Annotated in this window: 23 protein-coding genes and 1 tRNA gene; 13 read left to right on the top strand and 11 right to left on the bottom strand. The window is 74.9% G+C overall.

Features of this window, described 5'->3' with window-relative positions; genetic code table 11:
- The first annotated feature begins 28 nt into the window (after positions 1-28).
- The gene (locus JD78_RS17665) at positions 29-682 is read left to right on the top strand and encodes an MBL fold metallo-hydrolase (RefSeq protein WP_153361949.1); all 654 of its coding nucleotides are present in this window, start codon (positions 29-31) and stop codon (positions 680-682) included.
- On the opposite strand, the gene JD78_RS17660 is transcribed toward JD78_RS17665, so the two are convergent.
- Positions 643-2478 carry an EAL domain-containing protein gene (locus tag JD78_RS17660; protein ID WP_243731075.1) on the bottom strand — a complete coding sequence of 612 codons (1836 nt, stop codon included), beginning with the start codon at positions 2476-2478 and terminating at the stop codon, positions 643-645. The two genes, JD78_RS17665 and JD78_RS17660, sit on opposite strands and share 40 nt — an antisense overlap.
- Positions 2479-2641: 163 nt before the next feature.
- Here JD78_RS17660 and JD78_RS17655 point away from each other — a divergent pair, with 163 nt between their 5' ends.
- On the top strand, positions 2642-3742 hold the full coding sequence (locus JD78_RS17655) for a GAF domain-containing protein (RefSeq protein WP_341800145.1): 1101 nt from the start codon (positions 2642-2644) through the stop codon (positions 3740-3742).
- Between the two features lie 6 nt (positions 3743-3748).
- On the opposite strand, the gene JD78_RS17650 is transcribed toward JD78_RS17655, so the two are convergent.
- Positions 3749-4489, bottom strand: coding sequence for a GntR family transcriptional regulator (locus JD78_RS17650; RefSeq protein WP_228395353.1), 741 nt, complete (start codon positions 4487-4489; stop codon positions 3749-3751).
- Between the two features lie 85 nt (positions 4490-4574).
- Between JD78_RS17650 and JD78_RS17645 the strand changes: the two genes are divergently transcribed.
- Positions 4575-5603: a 6-phosphofructokinase gene (locus JD78_RS17645; RefSeq protein WP_153361953.1), complete on the top strand. Its 1029-nt coding sequence runs from the start codon at positions 4575-4577 to the stop codon at positions 5601-5603.
- Between the two features lie 18 nt (positions 5604-5621).
- Here JD78_RS17645 and JD78_RS17640 read toward each other — a convergent pair whose 3' ends face one another.
- From JD78_RS17640 to JD78_RS17630, 3 genes are all read right to left on the bottom strand, one after another.
- The gene (locus tag JD78_RS17640) at positions 5622-6569 is read right to left on the bottom strand and encodes a coiled-coil domain-containing protein (protein WP_153361954.1); all 948 of its coding nucleotides are present in this window, start codon (positions 6567-6569) and stop codon (positions 5622-5624) included.
- Positions 6569-7882, bottom strand: a complete 1314-nt coding sequence (locus tag JD78_RS17635; protein ID WP_243731074.1) for a metallophosphoesterase — start codon at positions 7880-7882, stop codon at positions 6569-6571. Before JD78_RS17635 ends, JD78_RS17640 begins: the two co-directional genes overlap by 1 nt.
- A gap of 72 nt (positions 7883-7954) precedes the next feature.
- Positions 7955-9526: a CYTH and CHAD domain-containing protein gene (locus JD78_RS17630; RefSeq protein WP_153361955.1), complete on the bottom strand. Its 1572-nt coding sequence runs from the start codon at positions 9524-9526 to the stop codon at positions 7955-7957.
- A gap of 73 nt (positions 9527-9599) precedes the next feature.
- Here JD78_RS17630 and JD78_RS17625 point away from each other — a divergent pair, with 73 nt between their 5' ends.
- The gene (locus JD78_RS17625; RefSeq protein WP_228395355.1) at positions 9600-10658 is read left to right on the top strand and encodes an endonuclease/exonuclease/phosphatase family protein; all 1059 of its coding nucleotides are present in this window, start codon (positions 9600-9602) and stop codon (positions 10656-10658) included.
- A gap of 184 nt (positions 10659-10842) precedes the next feature.
- On the opposite strand, the gene JD78_RS17620 is transcribed toward JD78_RS17625, so the two are convergent.
- The 3 genes from JD78_RS17620 to JD78_RS17610 are packed head-to-tail and all read right to left on the bottom strand — an operon-like array spanning position 10843 to position 12752.
- Complete coding sequence (locus JD78_RS17620; RefSeq protein WP_153361956.1) at positions 10843-11058, bottom strand: RNA-binding S4 domain-containing protein; 216 nt, start codon at positions 11056-11058, stop codon at positions 10843-10845.
- Positions 11059-11091: 33 nt separating this feature from the next.
- On the bottom strand, positions 11092-11814 hold the full coding sequence (locus JD78_RS17615; RefSeq protein WP_153361957.1) for an MOSC domain-containing protein: 723 nt from the start codon (positions 11812-11814) through the stop codon (positions 11092-11094).
- A complete protein-coding gene (locus tag JD78_RS17610; RefSeq protein ID WP_153361958.1) occupies positions 11811-12752 on the bottom strand; it encodes an aldose epimerase family protein in 942 nt (313 codons plus the stop codon). Before JD78_RS17610 ends, JD78_RS17615 begins: the two co-directional genes overlap by 4 nt.
- A 150-nt stretch (positions 12753-12902) precedes the next feature.
- On the opposite strand from JD78_RS17610, the gene JD78_RS17605 reads away from it, so the two are divergent.
- Complete coding sequence (locus JD78_RS17605; protein ID WP_243731073.1) at positions 12903-13442, top strand: DUF1707 SHOCT-like domain-containing protein; 540 nt, start codon at positions 12903-12905, stop codon at positions 13440-13442.
- A gap of 96 nt (positions 13443-13538) precedes the next feature.
- Complete coding sequence (locus JD78_RS17600) at positions 13539-13916, top strand: nuclear transport factor 2 family protein (protein ID WP_153361959.1); 378 nt, start codon at positions 13539-13541, stop codon at positions 13914-13916.
- A 107-nt stretch (positions 13917-14023) separates the two neighbouring features.
- On the opposite strand, the gene JD78_RS17595 is transcribed toward JD78_RS17600, so the two are convergent.
- Positions 14024-14106 (bottom strand) — tRNA-Leu (locus JD78_RS17595).
- Between the two features lie 244 nt (positions 14107-14350).
- Here JD78_RS17595 and JD78_RS17590 point away from each other — a divergent pair.
- The 7 genes from JD78_RS17590 (at position 14351) to pknB (ending at position 23512) form a co-directional block, all read left to right on the top strand.
- Positions 14351-15109, top strand: a complete 759-nt coding sequence (locus JD78_RS17590) for an FhaA domain-containing protein (RefSeq protein WP_153361960.1) — start codon at positions 14351-14353, stop codon at positions 15107-15109.
- A gap of 21 nt (positions 15110-15130) precedes the next feature.
- The gene (locus tag JD78_RS17585; protein WP_153361961.1) at positions 15131-15586 is read left to right on the top strand and encodes an FHA domain-containing protein FhaB/FipA; all 456 of its coding nucleotides are present in this window, start codon (positions 15131-15133) and stop codon (positions 15584-15586) included.
- On the top strand, positions 15583-17022 hold the full coding sequence (locus JD78_RS17580) for a PP2C family protein-serine/threonine phosphatase (protein WP_166521259.1): 1440 nt from the start codon (positions 15583-15585) through the stop codon (positions 17020-17022). Before JD78_RS17585 ends, JD78_RS17580 begins: the two co-directional genes overlap by 4 nt.
- Positions 17022-18437, top strand: a complete 1416-nt coding sequence (locus tag JD78_RS17575; protein WP_153361962.1) for an FtsW/RodA/SpoVE family cell cycle protein — start codon at positions 17022-17024, stop codon at positions 18435-18437. The genes JD78_RS17580 and JD78_RS17575 overlap by 1 nt, the downstream gene beginning before the upstream one ends.
- Positions 18434-19882 (top strand): peptidoglycan D,D-transpeptidase FtsI family protein, encoded by a 1449-nt coding sequence (locus JD78_RS17570; protein ID WP_166521258.1) that lies wholly within the window; start codon positions 18434-18436, stop codon positions 19880-19882. Before JD78_RS17575 ends, JD78_RS17570 begins: the two co-directional genes overlap by 4 nt.
- Positions 19882-21609 carry a protein kinase domain-containing protein gene (locus tag JD78_RS17565; RefSeq protein WP_208104138.1) on the top strand — a complete coding sequence of 576 codons (1728 nt, stop codon included), beginning with the start codon at positions 19882-19884 and terminating at the stop codon, positions 21607-21609. Before JD78_RS17570 ends, JD78_RS17565 begins: the two co-directional genes overlap by 1 nt.
- A 124-nt stretch (positions 21610-21733) precedes the next feature.
- Positions 21734-23512 carry a Stk1 family PASTA domain-containing Ser/Thr kinase gene (gene pknB / locus JD78_RS17560; RefSeq protein ID WP_166521257.1) on the top strand — a complete coding sequence of 593 codons (1779 nt, stop codon included), beginning with the start codon at positions 21734-21736 and terminating at the stop codon, positions 23510-23512.
- A gap of 81 nt (positions 23513-23593) precedes the next feature.
- Here pknB and JD78_RS17555 read toward each other — a convergent pair whose 3' ends face one another.
- Together JD78_RS17555 and JD78_RS17550 are read right to left on the bottom strand one after the other, a co-directional pair.
- The gene (locus JD78_RS17555) at positions 23594-24259 is read right to left on the bottom strand and encodes an aminodeoxychorismate/anthranilate synthase component II (protein ID WP_243731072.1); all 666 of its coding nucleotides are present in this window, start codon (positions 24257-24259) and stop codon (positions 23594-23596) included.
- A gap of 160 nt (positions 24260-24419) precedes the next feature.
- Positions 24420-25163, bottom strand: coding sequence for a DUF881 domain-containing protein (locus tag JD78_RS17550; protein ID WP_228395093.1), 744 nt, complete (start codon positions 25161-25163; stop codon positions 24420-24422).
- Between the last annotated feature and the right edge of the window lie 2 nt (positions 25164-25165).

Below are 25165 nucleotides of genomic sequence, written 5' to 3'. Positions count from 1 at the left end.
AGGAGGCCCCGGTGCAGAGGAGACCCTGGTGCAGCTGACCAAGCACGGACACGCCTGTGTCGTCCTGTCCGACGGCGACCGCCGGCTCGTCGTCGACCCCGGTGCGTTCACCCCCGACGACCCACTGGCCGACGGCTCCGCCCCGGGCACGACCGCCCTGCTGCTCACCCACGAGCACCCCGACCACTTCCTGCCCGACCGGGTCCGCGCCGCGCTGGACGCCGACCCGGGGCTGGAGGTGTGGACGAACCCGTCGGTCGCCGAGCGGCTGGAGGGCGCCGGCCCGCGGGTGCACGCCGTCGGCGCCGGCGACACCTTCACCGCGGCCGGCTTCGACGTGTCGGTGCACGGCGAGTGGCACGCGGTCATCCACCCGGACCTCCCCCGGGTGCGCAACGTCGGCTTCCTCGTCGCCGGCGAGGTGTTCCACCCCGGCGACGCGTTCACCGTGCCCGAGACGGCCGTGCCGACGTTGCTGCTGCCCGCGCACGCCCCGTGGTCGAAGACCGCCGAGGTGATCGACTACCTGCGGGCGGTCGGTGCGCGGCGGGCCCTGGCGGTGCACGACGGCCTGCTCAACGACACCGGCCTGGGCCTGGTGGCGGGGCTGGTCGGCGAGCGCGGCCCGGGCCAGCCGACCCCCTACGCGCGCCTGGTGCCCGGGGAGTCGACCACCGTCTGACCGTCGCCGCAGGTCAGCAGCTCGGTCAGCCGGGCGTCCAGGTCCCGGCAGCGGTCCCGCTCGGTGGCCAGGGCGCGCTCCGCCTCCACCCGGGCGGTGACGTCGGCCTGGATGCCGATGTACTGCACCACGGCACCGGTCTGGTCGGTCACCGGGATCAGGTGGCACTCGTTCCACCAGGTGCTGCCGTCGGCCCGCCGGTTGAGCAGCACCTCGCGGCACTCCTCACCCGCCGCGATGGCCGACCGCACCCGGGCGACGGAGGCCGGGTCGGTGTCCGGGCTCTGCAGGAAGCGGCAGTTGCGCCCCAGCACCTCCTCGACCGGGTACCCGGCCAGCCGGGCGAAGGCCGGGTTGACGTAGACCAGTGGCTGGTCGGGCAGGCGCAGGTCGACCACGCTCACCCCGGCGTCGACCGCGGCGAGGGCCCGCTGCAGCAGCGCCTCCCGCGGGTTGCCGGCCAGCATGCGGACGCCGGCCGGCGTCGGCACCGGGGACGGCGACGCCGCGTCGGGCCCCGGGGGCGCCGGCGCGGGAGCCGTGCTGGGTGCGACCCGGGACAGCAGGGACCGGGCGGCCCGGACGACGGTGTCCCGGTCGTAGGTGAGCGCGAAGGCGAACCGGCGGTCGAGGTCGGGGCCGTCGTCGCCGAGGTCGCGGGCCAGCAGCGCGGCGCTGAAGTGCGGGCTGAGCACGACCAGGTCCCACTCCCCGAGCACCGGGTCACCCGGCGCCAGGTCGGCGCCACGCAGGCCGGGCAGCGGCTCCGGCGGCAGGTCCGCGCCCAGCGCGCAGGCGAAGCCGACCCGCTCGACCAGGTCCCGGTAGCGCAGCCGGGTGGCCGGGGTCAGGTGCCGGGACTCCTGGAAGGTGGCCGCCACGACACAGGTCTCCCCCAGCCGCATGGCCTGCCGCTCCAGCTGCTTGCTCAGCTCGATCAGCAGCGCCTTGGGCGACTCGCGCAGCGGGAAGCCGGGCGGCAGGCAGGCGAACGGCGAGATGGCGCCGGCGTCGGTGTCGGTGGGCGAGGTCTCCGGCAGCCGGAGCGACGCCACGGACGCACCGGCGACCGGGGCGGGCCCCGGTCGGCCGAACAGCCAGCCCTGGCCCAGCGTGGCACCCAGGGCGCTGGCCATCGCCAGGTGCCGGCCGTCCTCGATGCCCTCGGCGAGCAGCACCGCGCCGGTGGACTCGGCGTAGGCGTTGACCGCGTTCATGATCTCGGCGATGGCCGGCCCCGGCCGCTCCTGCACGAGGCGCAGGTCCAGCTTGACCACGTCCGGTCGCAGCAGCGGCATGAACGCCAGCGACAGCGAGTCGGCGCCGACGTCGTCCAGCGCGATCGCCCAGCCGAGCTCCCGCACCCGGGCCACGGTGCGCAGCAGCTCCGCGGGGCGGGCGGCCAGCGCCCGCTCGGTGATCTCCAGGACCACCCGCAGGTCGCCGGGCACCTGCTCGGCGCGGTCGATCAGCGTGGTGAGCGGCGCCTCGTCGACCGCGTCGGGCTCCACGTTCACGAAGACCGTGAGCGGGGCCAGCAGCCCGGCACCCACCGCACCGCGCAGCGCCGACGTCCGGCAGGCGTGGTCCAGCTCGACCATCCGGCCCGCGGCGCGGGCGGCGGCGAAGAGCGCGTCGGGAGCGTGCAGCGGCCCCACCGGGCCGCGGGCGAGCGCCTCGTAGGCGACGATCCGCCCGGTGTCGAGCTCCACGATGGGCTGGAAGACGCTGGTGACGGCGCGGTCGCGGAGCACGGCGGCGACGAGGGACGCCGGGTCCTGCTGCAACTGGTCCACGTCGTCCCCCATCGGATGCGGGCGTCCCGCTCCCGAGTCTGACAGCATCGGGCCTGCCACGAAGGGGTGAGCCCGCAGCCGGTGCACCACCGGCCGGACCGACGGCACGGAGACGGAGGCGGTCCCCACGGAGCACGCCAGCCCGTCCGACGACGCCTACGAACTGCCCACCTGGGCCCCCCTGCCCGCGCAACCGGACGACGAGTTCGACCGGCTCGCCGCAGAGGTGGCGCGCCGCCTGTCGGTGCCCCAGGCACTGATGGTGCTGGTCTCCAAGGGCGGCCAGGTGTTCCCCGGCGTCCACGGCCTCCGGGAGCCCTGGACGACGCGCCGCTCCTCACCGCTGAGCCTGTCCATGAGCCAGCTGGTCGTGCGCAGCGGGCAGCCGCTGGTCGTGCCCGACACCGGCGCCGACCCGGTGCTGCGCGACTCCGCCGTCGTGCGGACCGTCGGCATCGTGGCGTACGCCGGGATGCCGCTGTGGAACGGCCAGGGCCGGCCGATCGGGGTGCTCGCGGCGGTCGACGACGTGCCCCGCGAGTGGTCCGCCGACGACCTGACCGTGCTCTACCAGCTGGCGGCCGAGTGCTCGCGGCGGCTGCAGTTCCGTGCCCTGGAGCTCGCCGACCAGGAGGCCCGGGCCGCGGCCGCCCGGGAGGCCGGCGCCGCCCGGCAGGCCGCCCAGGCCGCCCAGGCCGCGTACGTCGAGGCGGAGGTCGAGGCCGACCGCACCCGCCTGGTGGCCCGGTTCAGCGGCGGCGTGCTGGCGGTCGACACCATGCCGGACGTGCTGCGCGCCGTCGACCGGCTGGTCCGCTCCCCGCTGGGTGCCGCGGCCGTGCTGGTCGGGGTGGCCGAGAGCGGCCGCGACGACCTGCACCTGTGGGCCACCAGCTCGGCGTCGGCGTCCTACGCCCGGCCGGCGGCGGTGGTGGGCCTGCAGGCGCAGCACCCGCTGGCCGAGGCGGTGCGCGAACGGCGGGTCGTGCCGGTCCCCGCACCCGAGGAGATCGACGGGGGGATGCCGGCCGGGCGAGCACAGAGCGCGCTGGCGGTGCCGGTGCTGCTCACCCAGCACGAGGCCTCGAGCGGGTTGCTGGTCACGTGGGGCCACCCGCGGGAGCTGGACCCGCCGCTCTGCAGCGCCGTGACGGACCTGGCCGGCCACCTGGGGCACGCGCTGGACCGGGTGCTGCTGCGGGACCAGCGGTTGCGGCTGGAGGATGCGCGGCCGGGGCCCGCCCGGGCCGCCGCGATCGGCTGACGGCGGTCAGCGCCCCCCGACGGAGACCTCGAACTCCACCTGGCTGACGTCCGGGCGCAACCGGGAGAAGGAGTGCACCAGCGGGTGGCCCGAGCTGTCGTGCACCGTGGTGCGCACGACCAGCAGCGGGGAGCCGGCCACGATCTGCAGCCGGTCGGCCTCCTCCGCGGCCGCGGTGCCGACGTCGACCACGATCCGCGCGTGGGCCAGGTCCTCGGCGTACTCCCGGCGGAGGAACTCGTACAGCGAGCCGTGGCCGAAGTCCTCGGTGGCCGCCTTCGGGTACCGGGCGGCGGGCAGGAAGCTGCGCACCACGTGGTTGGGCAGGCCGTCGACGCTGCGCAGCCGGACCAGCTCCACGACGTCCTCGGCGACCGGCAGCTCCAGCTCGGTGGCGATCGCGGGGGCGGCGGGCACGATCTGCTGGCTGAGGACCGTGGTGCCCACCTGCGCGCCCTGCTCGGTCATCACCTGCTGGAAACCGGCGATCCGGTGGACGAAGCTCTCCCGGTACTCGTGCCGGATGCCCGGGCGGCTGACGTAGGTGCCGCGGCCCTGCTCACGGACCAGGTGCCCGTCGGCCACCAGGCCGTCGACGGCCCGGCGCAGGGTGATCCGGCTGACCCCGTACTCGGCGCACAACGCCGGTTCCGGCGGGAGCAGGGTGTGCTCGGGCAGCGCGGAGGCCCGGCGGCGGAGCGCTTCGCGCACGGCGAGGTACTTGGGCCCCGCCTCCGAACTCGCCACGCCCAGAAGGTACTGCACCGATAGACGTCTAGACGTCATGACGTACGGTTCAGTCGCCCGACACCCTCGTCCGGAGGAGAGCCACGTGCACATCGGAGTGCTGACCGGCGGGGGCGACTGCCCCGGCCTCAACGCCGTCCTGCGGTCGGTCGTCCGCACCGCGGAGAAGGAGTACGGCAGCACCGTCGTCGGCTTCCGGAACGGGTGGCGCGGGCTGCTCGAGGACGACTCGATGGTGCTGGACCGGCCACTGGTCCACAACCTGCTCACCCGCGGCGGCACGATCCTGGGCTCCGCCCGGGTGGCCCCCCAGAAGCTGCGCGACGGCCTGGGCCGGATGCGTGAGGTGCTCGACGCGCACGGCGTCGACGTGCTCGTCCCCATCGGTGGTGAGGGCACGCTGACCGCGGCGGCCTGGTTGTCCTCCGAGGGTGTGCCGGTGGTCGGCGTCCCCAAGACGATCGACAACGACATCGACGGCACCGACCTGACCTTCGGCTTCGACACCGCGGTCAGCATCGCCACCGACATGATCGACCGGCTGCACACCACGGCCGAGTCGCACCAGCGGGTGCTGCTGGTCGAGGTGATGGGCCGGCACGCCGGCTGGATCGCGCTCAACTCCGGTCTCGCCGCCGGCGCGCACCTGGTGATCACCCCCGAGCAGCCCTTCGACATCGAGGAGATCTGCCAGATGGTGACCGCCCGCTTCGAGCGGGGGCACCGGCACGTGATCGGCGTGATCAGCGAGGGCGCGACGCCGCTGCCCGGCACCATGCCGATGCGCGAGGGCGGTCTCGACGAGTTCGGCCACAAGCGGTTCACCGGCGTCGCCCAGCAGCTGGGCGACGAGCTGGAGCGGCGCACCGGCAAGGAGGTGCGCACCACGGTGCTCGGGCACGTGCAGCGGGGTGGCACCCCGACGTCGTTCGACCGGGTGCTGGCCACCCGGTTCGGCATGCACGCCACCATCGCCGCGCACGAGGGGCACACCGGGCAGATGGTGGCCCTGCAGGGCACCGAGATCGGCCTGATCCCGCTCGCCGACGCCGTCGCCCGGCTGAAGACCGTCCCGCCGGCCCGGCTGGCCGAGCTGCGGGCCTTCACCGGCTGAGGAACGGGGCCGCGCTCCTCAGCGCAGCAGCGCGGCCCGCTCGTCGGCCAGCCGGCCCAGCCGCATGTGCAGGTCGGCGGCCCGCCGGTCGAGCTCCGCGCCGACCCCGTCGACCAGCTGCCGGAGCTCGTCGACCCGGGCCAGCGAGGCGTCGATCCGTTCGCCGACCTGCCAGTCGGTGAACACGTTGTCGAACCAGATGTCCACGAACCGGGTGAGCTGGCCGATCCCCAGCGCCGGGAGCTCGACCGCCGCGCCGGGCACGTCGACGAGCTCGCGGGCCAGCGCCCTGAGCTGCTGGTCGGCGTCGGCAGCCGCAGCGGCGGCCTGGTCCAGCCGGTCGTGCTTCACCGAGCTGGCCAGCGCACCGCCGCCGAGGAAGGTGTCCCAGCCCGACCACGACCGCGCCGAGCGGAGCCGGTCGTGCACCCGGGCGAGCGCGTCCCGGGCGCCGCCGGCGGCGGCGAGGGCCTCCTCGACCTCCACCGACTCCGCGCCCAGCTGCCCGCGCTCGGCGGCGAGCTCCAGCAGCCGACGGCCCACCGGCGTGCCCGACGCCTGCAGCCAGGCGTCCTTCGCCTCGGTCGCGGCGGCCAGCTCCGCACCGGCGTCGGCCAGCTCCGCCTCCTCGGCCCGGACGCGGTCCAGCTGGCGGTCCAGCCGGTCGCGCAGCGCCACGGCCTCCTGCAGCCGCAACCGGGCGGCGTCGGCCTCGGCGCGTTCCCGGTCCAGGTCCTGCGCGCGGCTGCCGCGCAGCGCGGCCAGCACCCGGGACAGCGACACGCCCTCCAGCGCCCGGACGTCGTCGGCCTCGGCGCCCGCCCGGTCGGCCAGCTCCGCCAGCCGGACGTCGAGCTCGGCCGCCTCGGCGGCCAGCTGCTCCGCCCGGGCCTGCGCGTGCACCAGCCGGCGGCACCGCTCGGCGGCCGCGGCCAGCCGGTCGTCGATCTCCCCGAGCCCGGTCATCAGGGCACCTCCCCGGGCTGCAGTTCGATCACGGTGACCTCCGGCCGGGCGCCGACCCGCATCGGCGGCCCCCAGTAGCCGGCGCCGGCGGTCACGTAGAGCTGGGTGTCGCCCTGCCGGGACAGGCCCTCGACCGCCGGCTGGTCCAGCAGGACGGCGTAGTCGAAGGGCCACAGCTGCCCGCCGTGGGTGTGCCCGGACAGCTGCAGGTCGACCCCGGCCGCCCGCGCCTGCTCGACCTGCACCGGCTGGTGCGCCATCAGCACGACCGGGCGCGCGTCGTCCCGGCCGTCCAGCGCGGCGTCCAGGTCGGCTCCGTGGCCGGGCACCCCCGAGGCGGCCGCGGTGCGGTCGTCGATCCCGGCCAGGTCGACCGCGGCGCCGCCGCGGCGCAGCTCCACCCGCTCGTTGCGCAGCACCTCGACGCCCAGCGTGGGCAGGTGCCGCAGCCAGGCGGTGGTGTCGACGAAGTACTCGTGGTTCCCGGTGACGAAGAAGACGCCCTGCTCGCTGACCAGGTCGGCCAGCGGGGCGACGTCCTCGCGCAGCTGGTCGACCTCGCCGTCGACCAGGTCACCGACGATCGCGACGACGTCGGGTCGCTGGGCGTTGACCGTCTCGACCACCCGCTCGAACCGGCGGCCACCGTAGGTGGAGGACAGGTGCCCGTCGGAGAAGGTGACGATCCGCAGCCCCGCCAGGGCCGGGTCCAGCCGCGGGATCCGGATGGGCACCCGCCGGACGACGGGCGCGGAGTTGGCCAGCACCACCCCGGTGCCCGCCGTGCCCAGCGCGACCGCACCGGCCCCGACGGCGAGCGTCCGGGCCAGGAACAGGCGCCGGCTCACCGGGTCGGGCGCGCCGGCGGCCTGGGGCCGCGCGTCGGTCGCGGTGGCCCCGGTCGACGTGGCCCCGGTCGACGTGGCCCCGGTCGACGTGGCCCCGGTCGACGTGGCCCCGGTCGACGTGGCCCCGGTCGACGTGGCCCCGGTCGACGTGGCCCGGTCGGCGACCGGCACCTGCGCCCGGTCGCGTCGGCCCAGCAGCCGGGCGGCCAGCCGGATCGGCTCGGTGACCAGCACCGCCAGGAACGCGTAGAAGGCCAGGCCGAGCCAGGTGTAGCCGACCCAGTCCAGCGGGGTGGTCACCCCCTCGGGGAGGGGCGTCCGGCGCAGCAGCACGGCGGCGACCGGCAGCACCGCCAGCAGGACGGTGAGGAGGGTCAGCCACCGCCGGGCGCGGCCCGGGCGGGTGGTGCCCCGCACCAGCCGGAACCACAGGTAGGCGTGCAGCAGCGCCATGGCGAGCAGCACGGTCAGGCCGAAACCGAGCAGACCGATCAGGGACAGCGGGACTCCTCGGTCGCGGCAGGTGGCGCTGCGACGCTACTTCGTCGCCGCCTTCATCACCGGGCGGAGCCCCGGCCAGCGCAGCCAGAACTCCCGCTCGGCCTCCTCGCAACGCGCCTGCTCCAGCGCGTGCAGCCGGCCCCAGGTCCAGGCGTTCTCCCCGGCGGCGTGCGCCTGCAGGCCCAGCTGCAGGCAGAGCGGCCGGGTCACGAAGGTGTCCTGCCGGTCGCCCAGCACGTCCTGCACGCCCTTGAGCACCGAGATCAGGTCCTTGACCGGTGCGCCGAGCACGGGCAGCGCCGCCTCGGCGGTGTAGCGCAGCCGCTTGGCCGCCTTGCGCACGTCGTGCAGCGCCTCGTCGTCCTCGGCGTCCACGGCCGCGTCGACGGCCTTCCGCAGCCGGTGCGTCGTCCTGCCGAGCACCTCGCGGAGCACCTCGGCGGCCGGCCGGGTGGCATCGGCGGTGAACGGCGGCTCGGCGACCAGCGCGTCCAGGTCGTCACGCAGCTGGGAGTAGGCCGGGGCGGCGAGCGCCTTGCGGGCCCGCACGTCGCCGTCGTGCTCGTCCTGGACCGCGTTCTGCTGCAACCGGGCGGCGACCGGCCCGAGCACCAGCTCGTCGGCCTGCTGGGCCACCAGCTCGCGCAGGTGCGCCAGCGCCACCTCGGCGTCCCGCGACGGCGACAGCGCCGCACCGACCGCGGCCAGCTCGGTGCGCAGCGGGTCGGTCCGCGTCCGGTCGAGCACCGGGCGGAAGGCGGCCAGCGTGCTGCGCAGCCGCCGGCAGGCGACCCGCACCTGGTGGACGCCGTCGGGCTGACCGGTGCGCACCATCAGGTCGGCGTCCTGGAGGTCGCGCACCTGTTGTGCGAGCGAGCTCCGCAGCACCTCACCCACCGGCAGCGTGCGAGCCTTCTTCGCCGCCTTCTTCGCGGCCTTCTTCCCGCCTCCGGCGGCCGGGACGGCGGGGTCCGGCGGACCGCCGACCGCAGCCAGCCGGTCGGCCAGCACCCGGGACAGCTTCGCCGGGGACGACGCCGGGCGTGCGCCGGCGGCGACCAGCTCCGCGGCCACCTCGGCGAGCACCGACTCGTCGCCGTCGACCAGCTCGACCTCGACCTCCCGCCACGTGGTGACGACGGCGGCGTCACCGGGTCCAGCCGGCAGGGCGGTCCCGGTCACGTGGTCGTCGGCCACCTCGGCGAGCACCCGGCCCTCGGCGTCCCGCAGCTCGGTGACCACCCGGCGGGTGCGCAGCACCGCGACCGGACCGACCGGGGCGCGACGGACGACGCCCAGGACCGGCTCCAGCACGGCCTTCGGCGGGGTCTTGGTCGCGCGGCCGAGCGGCGAGTGGAGTTCACGGCGCGCACCGGCGATCGCGGGGAGCTTGACGTGCCAGCCGGCGTCGGTGCCGCCGGTGCGGCGGCGCAGGGTCACCCGGGCGCGGGCGAGTCGCAGGTCCGCCGTGTCGTGGTAGGCCGCCTCGAGGTCGTGCGTGACCGGCTCCGCGACCGCGTCGACCCCGGGCACCCCGCCCAGGTCGGGCAGGACGAACGCCTCCTCGACGTCGAACTTGCGCTCGATCTCCAGGTGCTCGACAGCCACGCTCCGCCTCTCGTCCAGGCGACCCTCCCCGTCCGGGCAGCCGCCGTTCAGCCCCTTGTCCTACCGCACGCAGGTGAACGACGCACCCGACGATGACCACCGGACCGCGGTCGGCACCATGGACGCCGTGTCCCGCCGAGCCCTGACCCGACGAGCCCTGCCCCACCGACCCCGGGCCCGCCGCCGTTGGGCTCCCCCCGCGTTCGCCGTCCCCTGGGCCGTCGCGGCCGCGCTCCGGGCGACCGGTGCCGAGCGGGGCTTCCCCCTCGTACCCGCGCTGGCGTTCACCCACTACGCCGCCGCCACCAGCGCCCTGCCGCTGGCCACGGCCCTCGCGGCGCGCTCCCGGGGTGCCTCGGTGCTGGCGGGGGCATCGGCCGCTGTGCTGGCGGGCGCGGTGCTCCGGCGGACGACGCCCGTCACCCCGGAGACGCCGCCGCAGGGGCCGCGGCTACGGGTGGTGTCGGCGAACATGCTGCACGGCCGGGCCGACCCCGACGCGCTGGTGGCGCTCGCGTCGGACCGGGACGCCGACGTGCTCGCGCTGATGGAGGTCACGCCCGAGGCGGTGACCGGCCTGCTCGGAGCGGGGGTGGCCGACCTGCTCCCCGCCGGGCACGTGGTGCCGGCCGCTGCGGGTCAGCCTCCCGGCGCCGGCGGCGCGCTCTGGACCCGGTGGGAGGTCCGGGAGCGCACGGTCGTGCCCGGGCGCTTCGGTCAGCCCGCGGCCCTGCTGGCCGTGCCGGGAGCCCCCGACGTCGAGGTGACCGCGGTGCACACGCACCCACCGACCAGCTCCCCCGCGCAGGTCGCCCGCTGGGTGGCGGACCTGCGGCTGTTGCCGGATCCGGAGCCGGCGGTGCTGCGGGTGCTGGCCGGCGACTTCAACGCCACCCCCGACCACGCCGCCTTCCGGCGGCTGCTGGGCCGGGGCTGGGTGGACGCCGCCGCGGCGACCGGTCAGGCGCTCCGGGCCACGTGGTGGCCGATGCGGTTCCCGCACCCGCGGCTCACCCTGGACCACGTCCTCGTCGACCCGCGGATCGCGGTCGAGGGCTTCGAGGTGGTGCACGTGCCCGGGACCGACCACCGGGCCCTCGTCGCCGACCTGCGGCTGCCCGCCGCGGGCTGACCGCCGGGGGATGTTCCCCGGGCGGCGGGTCCGCACCACCGCCGCCCGGGCACTGACCCCCATGCCCGCGATCAGCTCGTCTGCACCCGGGTCATGTGACATCTGGGTTAACTCAGCGCGCCACGCGCACAGGAGCACTCTCCGCAGGGGACCGCGCACAGCAACAGCACAGGTCCGGGGTGCCTCAGCCGATCCGGACGTCCTCCTGGCCGGCCACCGAGACGACGTCGCCGGTGCGCAGCTGACGGCCCCGGCGATCCTCGGGCTCCCCGTTGACCCGGACGTCGCCACTGGTCAGCACGTCCTTGACCTGGGCGCCGGAGGGGACGGCGTCGACCAGCTTCAGCAGCTGGCCCAGCCGGATGGACTGCTCGCCGGAGCGGAGCTCGATGGTGCGCACGGCGTCGATCCTCCCCCGCGGGCCGCCGGCCGGTCAGGCGGGGCGCACCTCGTCGCCCACGGACACCGGGCCGGGGCGGGTCACGAGCGCGCCGACGGCCAGCGCACCGCCGCGTTGCCGGTGCACCGTGCGGAGCACCCCGGTGTCCCGGGCGATGCCGCCCGCCTGCGGCCTGGTGACCATCACGCAGCGGGGCACCCGGTCCACGACGTCCAGGGCCACCGCCCCGACCAGGACGGACGTGCCCACCCAGTCGTCCTCACCCGCGCCGTCGAGGACGACGTTGGCCCGGAACCGGCGCGGGTCCCAGCTCCCGAGGGTGCCGGTCGAGACCAGGGTGACCCGGGCACCGGCGTTGTCGTGGAAGGCCCCGTCGGCCCCCTGGAACGGGTCCCAGCCGGCCTCCTCGTCCCCGGTCACGTCGAACGGGTTCTCGTAGGTGCGGGCGCCCGCGACGTCCGCGGCGCGCCGGAGGACGACCTCTCGCCCCACCCAGCGCGAGAGGACGGCGTCGTCGGCGGTGACCGTGCCGTCGGGCAGCACGACCGCCACGGACCCGTCGGGTCGGCTGCGGGCGGCGGCGAACAGCAGCTCGGGCACCCGGCGGGCGGTGAGCCCCAGACCGGTGGCGACGTCGAACAGCGCCCAGCCGCGGTCGCCGGCGATCCCCTGCGCGCCGACGTCGGCGCCGCTCAGCCGCTCACCGAGCAGCGACTTGACCGGGTAGCGCCACAGCTCGCGGACCCGCGCCGTCATGCCGGGGACCAGCGCAGCGTCCAGGTGCCCGACCACACCCCGCCGGGGGGCAGCACGACCAGGTCGACGCCGTCGGCCAGCGCGTTGGGCGGGCAGGTCATCGGCTCCACCGCCAGGCTGCGGCGGCGCTGGCCGGCCGGCAGGGTGTCCCCGGAGAAGACCTGCAGCCACGGCCAGGCACCGTCGACGGCCAGCTCCAGCGCGCCCGCCGGCCCCCGCAGCCCCACCCGGGCCCAGCCGTCGTCGTCCCGGACCAGGTCGGTGACCGGGTCGTCGAGCTGCCGGTCGCCGATCCGGCCGATCGCGCCGTCGAAGGGCCGTCGGGCGCCGGTGGGCAGCCCGCCGTCGACCTCCAGCGCGGTGCGCGCCGGCACGGACAGCTCGGCGTCGGCCAGGCCGCCCTCCTGCGGGGCGCCGACGTGCAGGTAGGGGTGCATGCCGACACCCAGCGGCGCCTCGGCGTCACCGGCGTTGCGCACCCGGACGGCCACGGTGAGGCCGCTGTCGGCCAGCCGGTAGTCGATCGCGACGGCGAGCCGGAACGGGTAGCCGGGGCGTGGCTCCAGCAGGGTGCCGACGCTGACCGCGTCACCCGCCTGCCGGAGCACCGACCACGGCTGGGCGGTGAGCAGCCCGTGCACCGCGTTGGGCGAGGACCCGCTGACCACGTCGAGCTGCAGGTCACGCCCCCGCCAGGACCACTGCCCGTCCCGCAGCCGGTTGGGCCACGGCACCAGCACGCCGCCCCGCCGGCCGGCCGGCACGGTGCCGGCCGGGTAGCCGTCGAGCACCTCCCAGTTCCCGACGGCCAGACGCCGGGGCCCGCCGCCCCGCAGGTCGACGACGAGCTCGGCCGCGCCGACCGCGACGGCGACCTCGCGGGGCTCGGCGTCGGGCCAGGGCAGCGCGCCGGTGGACGCGTCGGGGTGCGGGGTCATCCGGTCCTCCTCGTGCGGGTCGCGGACAGCTCACCACAGGGCACCGACCACCCGTGGGCTGTTCCACGTGGAACTGGTGACAGACGTCAGTGGCCCCGGCCGCACCCCGGACAGCAGACTGGGACGGCACCGACCCCCGAGGAGCGACCCATGCCCGAGCGTCCGATGCCCGAGCCCCACCTCCGCGCTGCCGACGCCGACCGGGCCGCGGTGGCCGAGGTGCTGGGCCGCAACCTGTCCGCCGGGCGGCTGACGGTCGAGGAGTACGACGAGCGGCTCACCCGGGCGTGGGAGGCGAAGACCTACGGCGACCTGACCCCGCTGACCGCCGACCTGCCCGACGAGCCCGCGGGCACCGAGCTGGTCGCCCCGGCGGCCGGGCCGGCCGGCACCGGTGGTCCGGCGACGGCGCACACCGGCGGCGGCCTCCCCTGGGGTGGGAACTGGGGCGCGCAGGCCTGGGCCGGCGGTTCGTCGCTGCGCGCCGCCTGGGGCAGCTGGGGAGCCACTGCGCTCATCGTGCTCACCGTCTGGGCGATGAGCTCCTGGGGTTCGGGGCAGCTCCTCTACTTCTGGCCGGTCTGGGTGATCGGCCCCTGGGGGATCGTGCTCGCGGTGCAGACGCTGGGTGCCGGGCGGGGACAGGGGTCCGGGGATGCGCACCGGCTCCCGCACGGCCACCGGGACTGATCCGGGCGTGTCCCGGGTCGACCGGGTCCGGACCGGGTAGCGGACGGGTCCGAGCCCAGCAGAGGCCCATCCCCCGGAGGAACCCCCGTGCACACCATGACCGACCGCTTCGCCGACGCACTGCACCGCCTGGACGCCGACCGCGACCCCGGCCCGCTCGTCGAGCTCGCCGGTGACGACACCCAGCTGGTGAAGCTCGACGAGCACCACCAGACCCGGGGCCGGGAGGGCGCACAGACGTTCTGGACCGACTACCGCGACGTCTTCGGTGACATCGAGACGACGTTCACGCACACCGTGGTGGGCGAGTCGAGCGCCGCGCTGGAGTGGACCTCCACCGGCACGCTGCGCGACGGGAAGCCGTTCACCTACCGCGGGGTCACCCTGATCGAGGGCGACGAGGAGCAGCTGTCCGGCGTCCGGACCTACTACGACTCGGCCGCCTTCCTGCAGGGGCGCAGCGGCACCGCCTGACCGACCCCGGGCGCAGGTGATCGAGTTCGCCGAGCAGGTGACGAACAGACCCTGACCCCGGAGACGACGAAGGGCCCCTCCCGTTCGGGAGGGGCCCAACGTGTGCGTGGGCAAGGGGGGAGTTGAACCCCCACGTCCTTTCGGACACACGGACCTGAACCGTGCGCGTCTGCCATTCCGCCACTTGCCCTGGCGAGGAAGAACAGTAGCAGCCTGTCCGGTGCGCCCGACGGCACCCCCCGGGGGACCGCGCGGTGCCGGTTCTCCCGGCGCGGCGGCCACCCCGGTGGCGCGACGCTGGTAGACAAGGACCTCCATCCCGGACGGACGAGATCGTCCGGAGCGCCTGCGGTGTGCGACCGGTCCGGGGGACGTCCCCCGGCTACGATCGACGTCCAGGCAGCGGGAGGTCGACAGAGGGCGGAGGAGCGACTGTGGGTGTGCTGCAGCGCTTCGAGCGACGGCTGGAGGGCATGGTCGGCCTCGCCTTCGCTCGGGTCTTCAAGGGCAAGGTGCACCCCGCCGAGATCGCCCACGCCCTGCAGCGCGAGGCCGACGAGCAGCGCTCGGTCATGGGCGGGGGACGCGTCCTGGCCCCCAACGTCTTCACCGTCACCCTCGGGCCCTCCGACCACGACAACCTCGCCGAGTGGTCCGAGCAGCTGGCCGCCGAGCTCGCCGACATGGTCGCCGAGCACGTCGAGTCGGAGGGCTACCAGACCTTCGGTGACATCGAGGTGCACCTGGAGCGCGACGAGGAGCTGCGCACCGGTGTCTTCGAGGTCTCCTCGCACGTGGGCGACGGCGGCACACCGCACCGCGCCGAGCCGGCCCCCAGCGCCCACCCGGGCCTGCCGCCGCTCCCCCCGCTGGCCGGCGCCCCCCTTCCCGACGCCGGCCAGCGCACCAGCCACGTGCTCGTCGTCGACGGCCCGGGCACCAAGCACGTCCTGGAGCAGGGCAGCAACGTCCTCGGCCGCGGCACGGACGCCGACGTCCGGCTGCCCGACACCGGGGTGAGCCGCAAGCACGCCGACGTCCAGCTGGCCGGCAGCCAGGTCACCGTGCAGGACCTGGGCTCGACCAACGGCACGCTGGTCAACGGCCGGCGGGTCACCCGGCAGGAGCTGGCCGACGGCGACGTCATCCGGATCGGCCACTCGGTGCTGGTCTACCGGCAGGACGGCGCGTGATCGCGGTCCCGGGGGGTCAGGGTGCCCGCTGAGATCGTCCTGCAGGCCTTCCGCTTCGGGTTCCTCCTGCTCCTCTGGCTGTTCATCTTCGCCGCCTTCCGGGTGGTCCGCGCCGACCTGTTCGGCGGCCGCGCCGGCCGGGTCGCCTCGGTGCCCCCGCGGACGCAGGCCGGCCGCAGGCGCGGCGGGCCCAAGCACCTGGTGGTGACCGCAGGCCCGTTGTCCGGCACCCGGATCACCCTCGGCGACCAGGCCATCCTCATCGGCCGCGCCGACGACTCCACCCTCGTGCTGACCGACGACTTCGCCTCCTCGCGCCACGCCCGGCTGACCAACCGCGGCGGCCAGTGGTACGTCGAGGACCTCGGGTCGACCAACGGCACCTACCTCGACCAGCAGCGGGTGCAGGGGCCGCTGCTGGTGTCCCCCGGCCAGCCGATCAGGATCGGGCAGACCGTGCTGGAGCTCCGCTCATGAGCCTCGTCCTGCGCTACGCCGCGCGCTCCGACCGCGGGCTGATCCGCGGCACCAACCAGGACTCGGTCTACGCCGGCCCGCGGTTGCTCGCCGTCGCCGACGGCATGGGCGGCCACGCCGCCGGTGACGTCGCGAGCAAGGTGGTGATCGCCGCGCTCGAGCACCTCGATGACGACGCCCCCTCCGGCGACATGCTCCAGGCGCTGCGGTCGGCGGTGTTCGACGGCAGCGAGCACCTGCGCGAGGTGATCCGGGAGTCCCCCCAGCTGGAGGGGATGGGCACCACCCTCACCGCGATCCTCTTCGCCGGCGCCCGGGTGGCGCTGTGCCACGTCGGCGACTCCCGCGCCTACCTGCTGCGCGACGGCGAGCTGCACCAGATCACCCACGACGACACGTTCGTGCAGAGCCTGATCGACGACGGCCGGATCACCGAGGAGGAGGCGAACAGCCACCCCCAGCGCTCACTGCTGCTGCGGGCTCTCAACGGCCAGGACGTCGAGCCCGACCTGTCGATCCGCGACACCCGCGCCGGCGACCGCTACCTGCTCTGCTCCGACGGACTGTCCGGCGTGGTCAGCCAGGAGACGCTCGCCCAGGCGCTGACCGAGCCCGACGCCCAGGCCACGGCCGACCGGCTGATCGAGCTGGCGCTGCGCAGCGGTGGACCGGACAACATCACCTGCATCGTCGCCGACGTCATCGAGGACGACGGCCGGGGGGCACTGATCGAGCCGGTGGTCGACGGCGCCGCGGGCGACAACGCCGGCCAGCGCGAGGTCGACCCGCGGTCGGCCGCCGGGCGGGCTGCCCTGGCGCACACCTCGCCGGGCCCTCCGGTGGCCGGCGCCACCGCCGGGCCCTCGCCCGGGCTCCGCCGCCGTCCGCTGCGCACCGCGCTGATCGGCGGCACGGCGGTGGTCCTGCTGGCCGCCGCGGCCTTCGGTGGCTGGCTGTTCGTGATGAGCCACTGGTTCGTCGGGGTGGCCGCGGCCGACGACGGCGACGAGGTGGCCGTGTTCCGGGGCGTGGACGCCTCGATCGTCGGGCTGGACCTGTACCGGCTCGACCACACCACGGGGCTGGCCACCAATGACCTGACCCAGGCCGCCCGCAGCCGGGTCTCCGACGGGATCGCGGCCGACGACCTGGCCGACACCCAGCGCATCCTCGCCAACCTGCGCGACCAGCGCCTGCCCCCCTGCCGGACCGTCCCGAGCGCCGCCACCTCGTCCGCCCCGGTCGAACCCACCACGACACCGTCGCCCAGCGGGCCCCTGGCCACCGAGCAGGCTCCTCCCACCACCCCCTCGCCCGAGACCACCTCCCCGGCCGCCGCCACCCCCACCGGCACCGCCCCGGCGAGCCCGACCGGCACGGCCGCCCGGCCCTCCAGCTCGGGTGAGCCGGGGGTGGACTGCCGGGAGATCGACTGATGACCGGCCCCGGCACCGACCCCCGCGCCGTCGCCGCCGGCGCGCCCGTCCCCACCCGGCGGGGCACCGAGCTGGCCCTGCTGGGCTTCGCCGTGCTGATCACGCTGGCCGCCCAGTGCATCGTCGACCTGACGGTCACCGGCTCGCTGAGCCCCGAGCTCGCCACCTTCGGCTCCTGGTTCACCGCCCTGTGGGTGGTCGCGCACGTCGTCGTCCGGCGCTTCGCGCCCTACGCCGACCCGCTGCTGCTGCCGTGCGCCGCGGTGCTGACCGGGCTGGGTCTGGTGATGATCCACCGGCTGGACATCTCCGGTGAGCAGATCGGTGCGACCGCCACCCGCGAGGACGCCCCGGTCCAACTGCTCTGGGCGACCGTCGGGCTGGTGCTGTTCGCCGCCGTCCTGGTCGTCGTCCGCGACCACCGGGTGCTGGCCCGGTTCGCCTACACCCTGGCGCTGGTCGGTCTGGTCCTGATCGCCATCCCCGCGCTGCTGCCGGACTCGATCTCCGAGGTGAACGGCGCCAAGCTGTGGATCCGGGTGGCCGGCTTCTCGATCCAGCCCGGCGAGTTCGCCAAGATCTGCCTGGTCGTCTTCTTCGCCGCCTACCTGGTCGACAAGCGCGACGTCCTCGCCCTGGCCAGCCGCAAGGTCGCCGGCCTGGAACTGCCGCGGGGCCGGGACCTCGGTCCGGTGCTGCTGGCCTGGGCCGCGTCGATCCTCGTGCTCGTCTTCGCGCGCGACCTGGGCAGCTCGCTGCTGCTGTTCGGCATCTTCGTCGTCATGCTCTACGTCGCCACCGAGCGCGCGAGCTGGCTGGTCATCGGCCTCTCGCTGTTCGCCGGCGGCGCCTTCATCGCCTACCAGCTGTTCGGCCACGTGCGCGTGCGGGTGAACACCTGGCTGGACCCCTTCGGCACCATCGACGAGGGCGGCTACCAGGTCGTGCAGTCCCTCTTCGGGCTCGGCACCGGCGGCATCTTCGGCGCCGGCCTCGGGCGCGGGCGCCCCGACATGGTGCCGGTCGCGAAGAGCGACTTCATCGCGGCGGCGATCGGTGAGGAGCTGGGCCTGTTCGGCCTGGTCGCGGTGATCGTGCTCTACCTGGTGCTGGTCGAGCGGGGGCTGCGGACGTCGCTGATCGTCCGCGACAACTTCGGCAAGCTGCTCGCCGCGGGCCTGTCCTTCGCGGTGGCCTGGCAGGTGTTCGTCGTCCTCGGCGGCGTGACCGGCCTGCTGCCGCTCACCGGCATCACGACGCCGTTCCTGGCCTACGGCGGGTCCTCGCTGGTGGCCAACTTCGGCCTGGTCGCGCTGCTGGTGCGGATCAGCGACGCCGCCCGCCGCCCTGCCACCCCACCGCCGGCCACCCAGCAGAAGTTGACCGATGCCCCGACCGAGGTGGTCCGCCCGTGAACGCGCCGCTGCGCAAGGTGGCCATCAGCGTGCTGGTGCTGTTCACCCTGCTGATCGTCAACGTCAACGTCATCCAGGTGATCCGCGCCGACTCGCTGCGGGGCGACGAGCGCAACAACCGTGGCCTGGTGGAGGAGTACGACCAGGAGCGCGGGTCGATCGTGGTCGCCGGCAACGAGGTCGCCACCTCGGTGCCCAGCGAGGGCAGCCGGCTGGGGTACCTGCGCCAGTACCCGCAGGGGCCGCTCTACGCCCCGGTCACCGGCTACTACTCGCTCATCTACGGCCGCGAGGGCATCGAGGACGCGGCGAACGACGTGCTGGCCGGCACCGACCCGCGGCTGGCCTTCCGCCGGCTCACCGACATCTTCACCGGCCGTGACCCGGCCGGCGGCAACGTCGAGCTGACCATCGACCCGGCCGTGCAGCAGGCCGCGATGGACGGCCTGGCCGGGCTGGACGACGGGCTCGCCGGCGCCGTGGTGGCGCTCGACCCCTCGACCGGCGCGATCCTGGGCCTGGCCAGCACCCCGACGTACGACCCGAACCAGCTGTCCAGCCACGACCCGCAGGCCATCCGCGCCTACCGGGAGTCGCTGACCGACGACCAGGTGACCAACTTCGCCATCGAGGAGCGGTATTCGGCCGGCTCGATCTTCAAGGTGATCGTCTCGGCCGCGGCGCTGGCCACCGGCGACTACACGCCGCAGACGGTGATCCCCGCACCGCAGGACTACACGCTGCCGGGGACGTCCCAGCGACTTCCGAACTTCGGCAACTCGGCCTGCAGCCCGAGCGGTGAGCAGCCCCTGATCGACGCGCTGACCATCTCCTGCAACACCGCCTTCGCCCAGCTCGGCATCGAGCTCGGCGAGGACCGGATCCGGAAGATGGCCGAGGCGTTCGGCATCGACGACGAACGCCGAGAGATCCCGCTGACCGTTGCCGCCAGCACGATCGGTGAGATCGACGGCGACGCCGAGCTGGGGCAGACCTCCATCGGCCAGCGCGACGTGGCCCTGACCCCACTCCAAGCCGCGATGATCGCTGCCGCGGTGGCCAACGACGGCGTGCTCATGAAGCCCTACCTGGTCGACTCCGTGCAGGCCCCCGACCTGACCGTCATCGACCAGACGGAGCCGGAGGTGCTCTCCGAGCCGTTCTCCGACGACGTCGCCGAGCAGCTCACCGAGATGATGACCAGCGTCGTCGACAACGGCTCCGGCCGGCGCGCCCGGATCAGCGGGGTCGAGGTCGCCGGCAAGACCGGCACGGCGCAGGACGGCGAGCGGCCGGAGCACAACTGGTTCATCGGCTTCGCCCCCGCCGACGACCCGCAGATCGCCGTCGCCGTCTTCGTCCGCAACAGCGGCGGCACCGGTGGCGACACCTCCGCGCCGATCGCCCGTCAGGTCATCGAGGCCCGGCTGGGGGCCGGCGGCTGATGGCCGTGCGCGTGGGCACGGTGCTCGCCGGCCGGTACGAGATCACCGCCCCGATCGCCACCGGGGGCATGGGCGAGGTGTGGCAGGCCAAGGACCTCACCCTCGGCCGGGCGGTCGCGGTGAAGATCCTCAAGAGCGAGTACACCGGCGACTCCAACTTCCTCATCCGCTTCCGGAACGAGGCCCGGCACACCGCCGCCCTGTCCCACCCCAACATCGCCTCCGTCTACGACTACGGCGAGGTCACCGAGGAGGGCCAGCGCCTGGCCTACCTGGTGATGGAGTACGTCGAGGGCAAGCCGCTGGTGACGATCCTGGCCGAGCGCGGCCGGCTCACCCCCCAGCAGACCCTCGACGTCCTCGGTCAGGCCGGGGAGGGCCTGTCGGCGGCGCACGCGGCCGGCATGGTGCACCGCGACATCAAGCCGGGGAACCTGCTGGTCCGGCCGGACGGCGTCGTGAAGCTGACCGACTTCGGCATCGCCTATGCCCGGGACGCGGCACCCCTCACCCGCACCGGCATGGTCGTGGGCACGGCGCAGTACCTCTCCCCGGAGCAGGCGCAGGGCCACGTCGTCACCGCCGCCTCCGACGTCTACTCCCTGGGCGTGCTGGGTTACGAGTGCATCGCCGGCGTGCGCCCCTTCGACGGGGAGTCCCAGGTCGCGATCGCGCTGGCCCAGATCAACCGGCCCCCGCCCCCGATGCCCGCCGACGTGCCCCGGCCGGTCCGCGCGCTGATCGAGCGGGCGCTGGCCAAGGACCCCGCGGCCCGCTTCCCCGACGGCGGCGCCTTCGCCGCCGTCGTCCGGCAGGTCGCCGCGGGCGGGCAGGCGCCTCCGAGCACCGCGCTGACCACGGTCCTGGGCCAGGACGACGTCTCGACGACGATGCTGCCGGCCACCGACCCCGCCGCCGTCCGCGGCCCGGCGACCGCCCCGCGGACGATGCCGCCGCTCGCCGCCGGGTCCGCCGACGAGGACCGCTGGTCCGGCAGCGCGTGGGACGAGGACGAGCCGGACCCCGCCGCCCGGCGCCGCCGGGTGTTGCTGGCCATCGGCGCGGTCGTGCTCGTGCTGGCCGTGGCCGGTGGGCTCTTCGCCGTGCTCACCAACGGTGGCGGCGGCGAGAACACCGCGGACCAGGACACCCCGCCCGTCGTCGACACCCAGGCGGCCAGCACGAACTCCACCGGCGGCATCGACTTCGACATCAGCTATTACGTCGGCGACCCCGTGGACGAGGTCACCGAGCAGCTCACTGCCCTGGAACTCGTGGTCAGAACCGAGGACGCCACCGAGGACCAGCTGGCACTGGTGGGACGTGAACTGGCCGAAGACACGGTCGTCACCGCAACCCCACCCCGTGGGCCACTGGACCGGGGCGACGAGGTCGTCCTCTACGTGGCGGCCGACGACTACGCACCCGACGAGGAGACCGAGGCGGGTCCCAGCACCACCCCCACCGACTCCGCCACCGCGGGACGGCCGGACGACGGGACAGCGAGTCCCACCGCGACCGCAACGCTGACCGTCACCCAGACCCGGCCGAACCCGCCGGCCACCACGGCCGGCACCCCGACCACGCCGCGATCGAACCCCCCGGCTACCCCCACGACGACGGCAGCGCCGCCACCGGAGGAACCGACGACGTCGCCGCCGGCCACGACGACGGCGGCCGAGACGACCGCGGCGGCAGCGCTCCGCAGCACCCAGGACACCCCGTGACCCGTGCGTCACGCTCTGCTCGCGTCGCGCCGGTGCCGGGCGCCGCACCGATTAGGCTCCGCGACGGCGTGGCGCAGACCCGGTCGTCGGCGCCGGTCCACCGCACGGCCCGAGAGGAACCCCGATGACCACGCCCCAGGTGCTCGGTGAGCGCTACGAGATCGGCGGGGTGCTCGGCCGCGGTGGCATGGCGGAGGTGCACCGCGGGCGCGATCTCCGGCTCGGCCGTGAGGTCGCCGTCAAGGTGCTCCGCCAGGACCTCGCCCGTGATCCGTCCTCCCAGGTGCGCTTCCGGCGGGAGGCGCAGGCCGCGGCGTCGCTGAACCACCCGGCGATCGTCGCCGTCTACGACACCGGCGAGGACCGCACGGCCACCGGCGCGACGCCCTACATCGTCATGGAGTACGTCGAGGGCGAGACGCTGCGCGACGTGGTCCGGCACGAACGCCGGCTGTCCCCGGAGCGGGCCATGTCGCTCACCGCCGACATCTGTGCCGCGCTGGACTTCAGCCACCGGAACGGCATCGTGCACCGCGACGTCAAGCCCGGCAACGTGATGATCACGCCGCAGGGCACCGTCAAGGTCATGGACTTCGGCATCGCCCGGGCGGTGTCGGACTCCGCAGCGACGATGACCTCGACGGCTGCGGTCATCGGCACCGCGCAGTACCTCTCGCCGGAGCAGGCCCGCGGTGAGGGCGTCGACGCCCGCTCGGACGTCTACTCCGCCGGCTGCCTGCTCTACGAGCTGGTCACCGGGAGCCCGCCGTTCACCGGCGACTCCCCCGTGGCGGTCGCCTACCAGCACGTGCGCGAGGACCCCCGCACCCCGTCGTCGATCAACCCCGAGATCCCGCCGGAGCTCGACGCCATCCTGCTGAAGGCGATGAGCAAGAACCCGGCCAACCGGTACCAGTCGGCGGCCGAGATGCGCGCCGACCTGCTGCGCGCGGTCGCCGGCCAGCGGGTGGAGGCCACGCCGGTGATGAGCGACGCCGAGAAGACCACGATCATGAGTGGCGTCGCCGCCGGTCCGCACGACGATGGCGACTGGGGCGCCGAGGACGACGAGGCGGCCCGCCGGAGCAGGCGGAACAAGGTCATCGCCGCGGTCATCGGGGCGCTGGTGCTGATCGCCGCGGTCGTCGGTGTGCTCATCGCCCTCAACAGCAACGAGGAGCCGACCGAACCCGTCGTGGAGATGGCCACCGTCCCGACGCTGGTCGACCTGACCCGGCAGGAGGCGCTGGCCGCCATCCTGGCGGAGAACCTAACCGAGGGCACCATCACCACGGCGGAGAGCACCGAGGAGCAGCGCGACCGGGTGCTCAGCTCCGACCCCGCGGCCGGCACCGAGGTCGAGCCCGGCACCCCGGTGGCGCTGGTGATCGGCGCCGGACCGGAGACGGTGACCGTGCCCGAGGTCATCGGCCTGACCGAGTCCGGTGCGCGCGCCAGCCTGGAGAGCGCCGGGTTCACCTCGATCAACACGAGCCAGGTGGACTCGCTGGAGCCGGCCGGCCGGGTGGTCTCCATCGACCCCGGTGAGGGCACCCAGGCCGCGCCGGACCAGACGTTCACCCTGGGCCTCTCCACCGGCAGCATCGAACTGGTCGACGTCACCGGCCGGACCGAGCAGGCAGCCCGCCAGGCGCTGATCGACTCGGGGATCCCGGCCGGCAACATCACCGCCCAGAACGTCGAGCGGAGCGACCTGCCGGCCGGCACCATCGCCGGCACCGAGCCCGGTGCCCGGACCCAGGTCACCGCCGACGACACGATCACCCTGCTGATCGCCATCCCCGAGCCGGCCGACCCGACCCCGTCGGCGACGCCCACCGCGACCCCCACCGCGACGCCCACCGCCACCCCCACGGACACCGCGCCCGCCCCGGGCGGCTGAGGCAGCAGGGCACCGACGGACGAGGGCCCCTCCCGGATCACCGGGAGGGGCCCTCGTCCGTTCAGCAGGACGTCGAACGGGTCAGACGGTGGCCGTCGTCAGCCGGCGCACGGTCGCGGCGGCGGAGGCGACGACCGCCGGGTCCGGCGCCAGCCCGCAGCGGGTCAGCCAGTTGGCCAGCAGCTGGTGACCACCCTCGGTCAGCACCGACTCCGGGTGGAACTGGACGCCCTCGATGGGCAGCTCCCGGTGGCGCAACGCCATCACGATGCCCGACGGCGTCCGCCCGGTGACCTCGAGCTCGGCCGGCACGCTGTCGGCCTCCACGGCCAGCGAGTGGTAGCGGGTGGCGGTGAACGGCGACGGCAGGCCGGCGAGCACACCCACGCCGTCGTGCACCACCTCGCTGGTCTTGCCGTGCAGCAGCTCCGGCGCCCGGCCCACCACGCCACCGAAGGCCTCGGCGATCGCCTGGTGGCCCAGGCACACGCCCAGCACCGGCAGGTCGGCGTCGGCGGCCGCCCGCACCATCGGCACGGTCACCCCGGCGTCGACGGGCGTGCCCGGCCCGGGTGAGAGGAGCACCCCGGCGACGTCCAGGTCGCCGAGCTCGGCGACGGTCACCGCGTCGTTGCGCCGGACGATGCTGGGGACCCCGAGCTGACCCAGGTACTGGACGAGGTTGTAGACGAAGCTGTCGAAGTTGTCGACGACCAGCACCGGCCGCTGCACCACGGGCGCGGTCACCGGTCCACCAGCACGTCGGCGCAGGGCCAGGTCATGGGGGGCCTCGATCCACGGGAGACGGCGAACAGGAGCACTGCGCACACCGCCGGGGCGGGTGCCGCTCGATCAGGTGTACACGTCCGATCGCCCTCCCGTCACGGGCGGGTCCCCCGTCGGGTGGTCAGCCGGCGTCGACCTGGGCGTAGCGCACGTCCAGCGGGCCCTCGTAGGCCGGCAGCGCGACCTGCCGCTCGTCGGAGACCCGGTAGGTGAGGCCGTACAGGTCGGCGGCCTGGCGCAGCAGCGTCACGTCGCGGGAGGCCGCCAGCTCCTCGCGCATCTCGTCGGAGTCGCCGACGGCGGTGATGACGAAGGGCGGCGAGTAGGTGCGGCCCTGCAGCAGCAGGGTGTTGCCCACGCAGCGGACGGCGCTGGTGGCGATCAACCGCTGGCCCATGATGGCCACCCCGTCGGCGCCGGCGGCCCACAGCGCGTTGACCACGCCCTGCACGTCGGACTGGTGGATCACGAGGCTGTCCACGGTGGCGCCGGGGGGCAGCCCACCGCCGGCCGGGCGTCGGGCGTCGTCCAGCACGATCTGCACGCCGGCGCCCCGCACCGGGGTGAGCCCTGCGGCGGACAGGTTGACGTCGGTGCCGGCCTGCACCGCGGCGACCTCACCGTCGCGGCTGGCCGCCTGGTCGGTGAGCGCCTGGACCTGGGCCTGCAGCCGGACCAGTTCCTCCTGCTGACGTGCCGCGACGGCGTCCCGCTGCCGGATCAGCTGGGACAGCTCGGTGATCTCCCCGGACCGCAGGTCGGTGCCGAGCGCCGTCCGTTCGGAGGTGGCGAACAGCAGACCCGCCGCCAGCGCGACGACGGGGACGAGAGCCGTCCACACCGTGGGACGTGACCAGCGGGCCACCA

It is taken from the genome of Modestobacter roseus (genome assembly GCF_007994135.1).
Classification (GTDB): Bacteria; Actinomycetota; Actinomycetes; order Mycobacteriales; family Geodermatophilaceae; genus Modestobacter; species Modestobacter roseus.
Note: the sequence above shows the minus strand (reverse complement) of the source record. Positions and strands in the feature narration are given on the sequence as shown.

Excerpts from the sequence above, each read along its gene's own strand:
- JD78_RS17640 (WP_153361954.1), bottom strand. The coding sequence starts at position 6,569 with ATGACCGGGCTCGGGGAGATCGACGACCGGCTGGCCGCGGCCGCCGAG.
- JD78_RS17615 (WP_153361957.1), bottom strand. The coding sequence starts at position 11,814 with ATGACGGCGCGGGTCCGCGAGCTGTGGCGCTACCCGGTCAAGTCGCTG.
- JD78_RS17610 (WP_153361958.1), bottom strand. The coding sequence starts at position 12,752 with ATGACCCCGCACCCCGACGCGTCCACCGGCGCGCTGCCCTGGCCCGAC.
- JD78_RS17605 (WP_243731073.1), top strand. The coding sequence starts at position 12,903 with ATGCCCGAGCGTCCGATGCCCGAGCCCCACCTCCGCGCTGCCGACGCC.
- JD78_RS17600 (WP_153361959.1), top strand. The coding sequence starts at position 13,539 with ATGACCGACCGCTTCGCCGACGCACTGCACCGCCTGGACGCCGACCGC.
- JD78_RS17580 (WP_166521259.1), top strand. The coding sequence starts at position 15,583 with ATGAGCCTCGTCCTGCGCTACGCCGCGCGCTCCGACCGCGGGCTGATC.
- JD78_RS17575 (WP_153361962.1), top strand. The coding sequence starts at position 17,022 with ATGACCGGCCCCGGCACCGACCCCCGCGCCGTCGCCGCCGGCGCGCCC.
- JD78_RS17565 (WP_208104138.1), top strand. The coding sequence starts at position 19,882 with ATGGCCGTGCGCGTGGGCACGGTGCTCGCCGGCCGGTACGAGATCACC.
- pknB (WP_166521257.1), top strand. The coding sequence starts at position 21,734 with ATGACCACGCCCCAGGTGCTCGGTGAGCGCTACGAGATCGGCGGGGTG.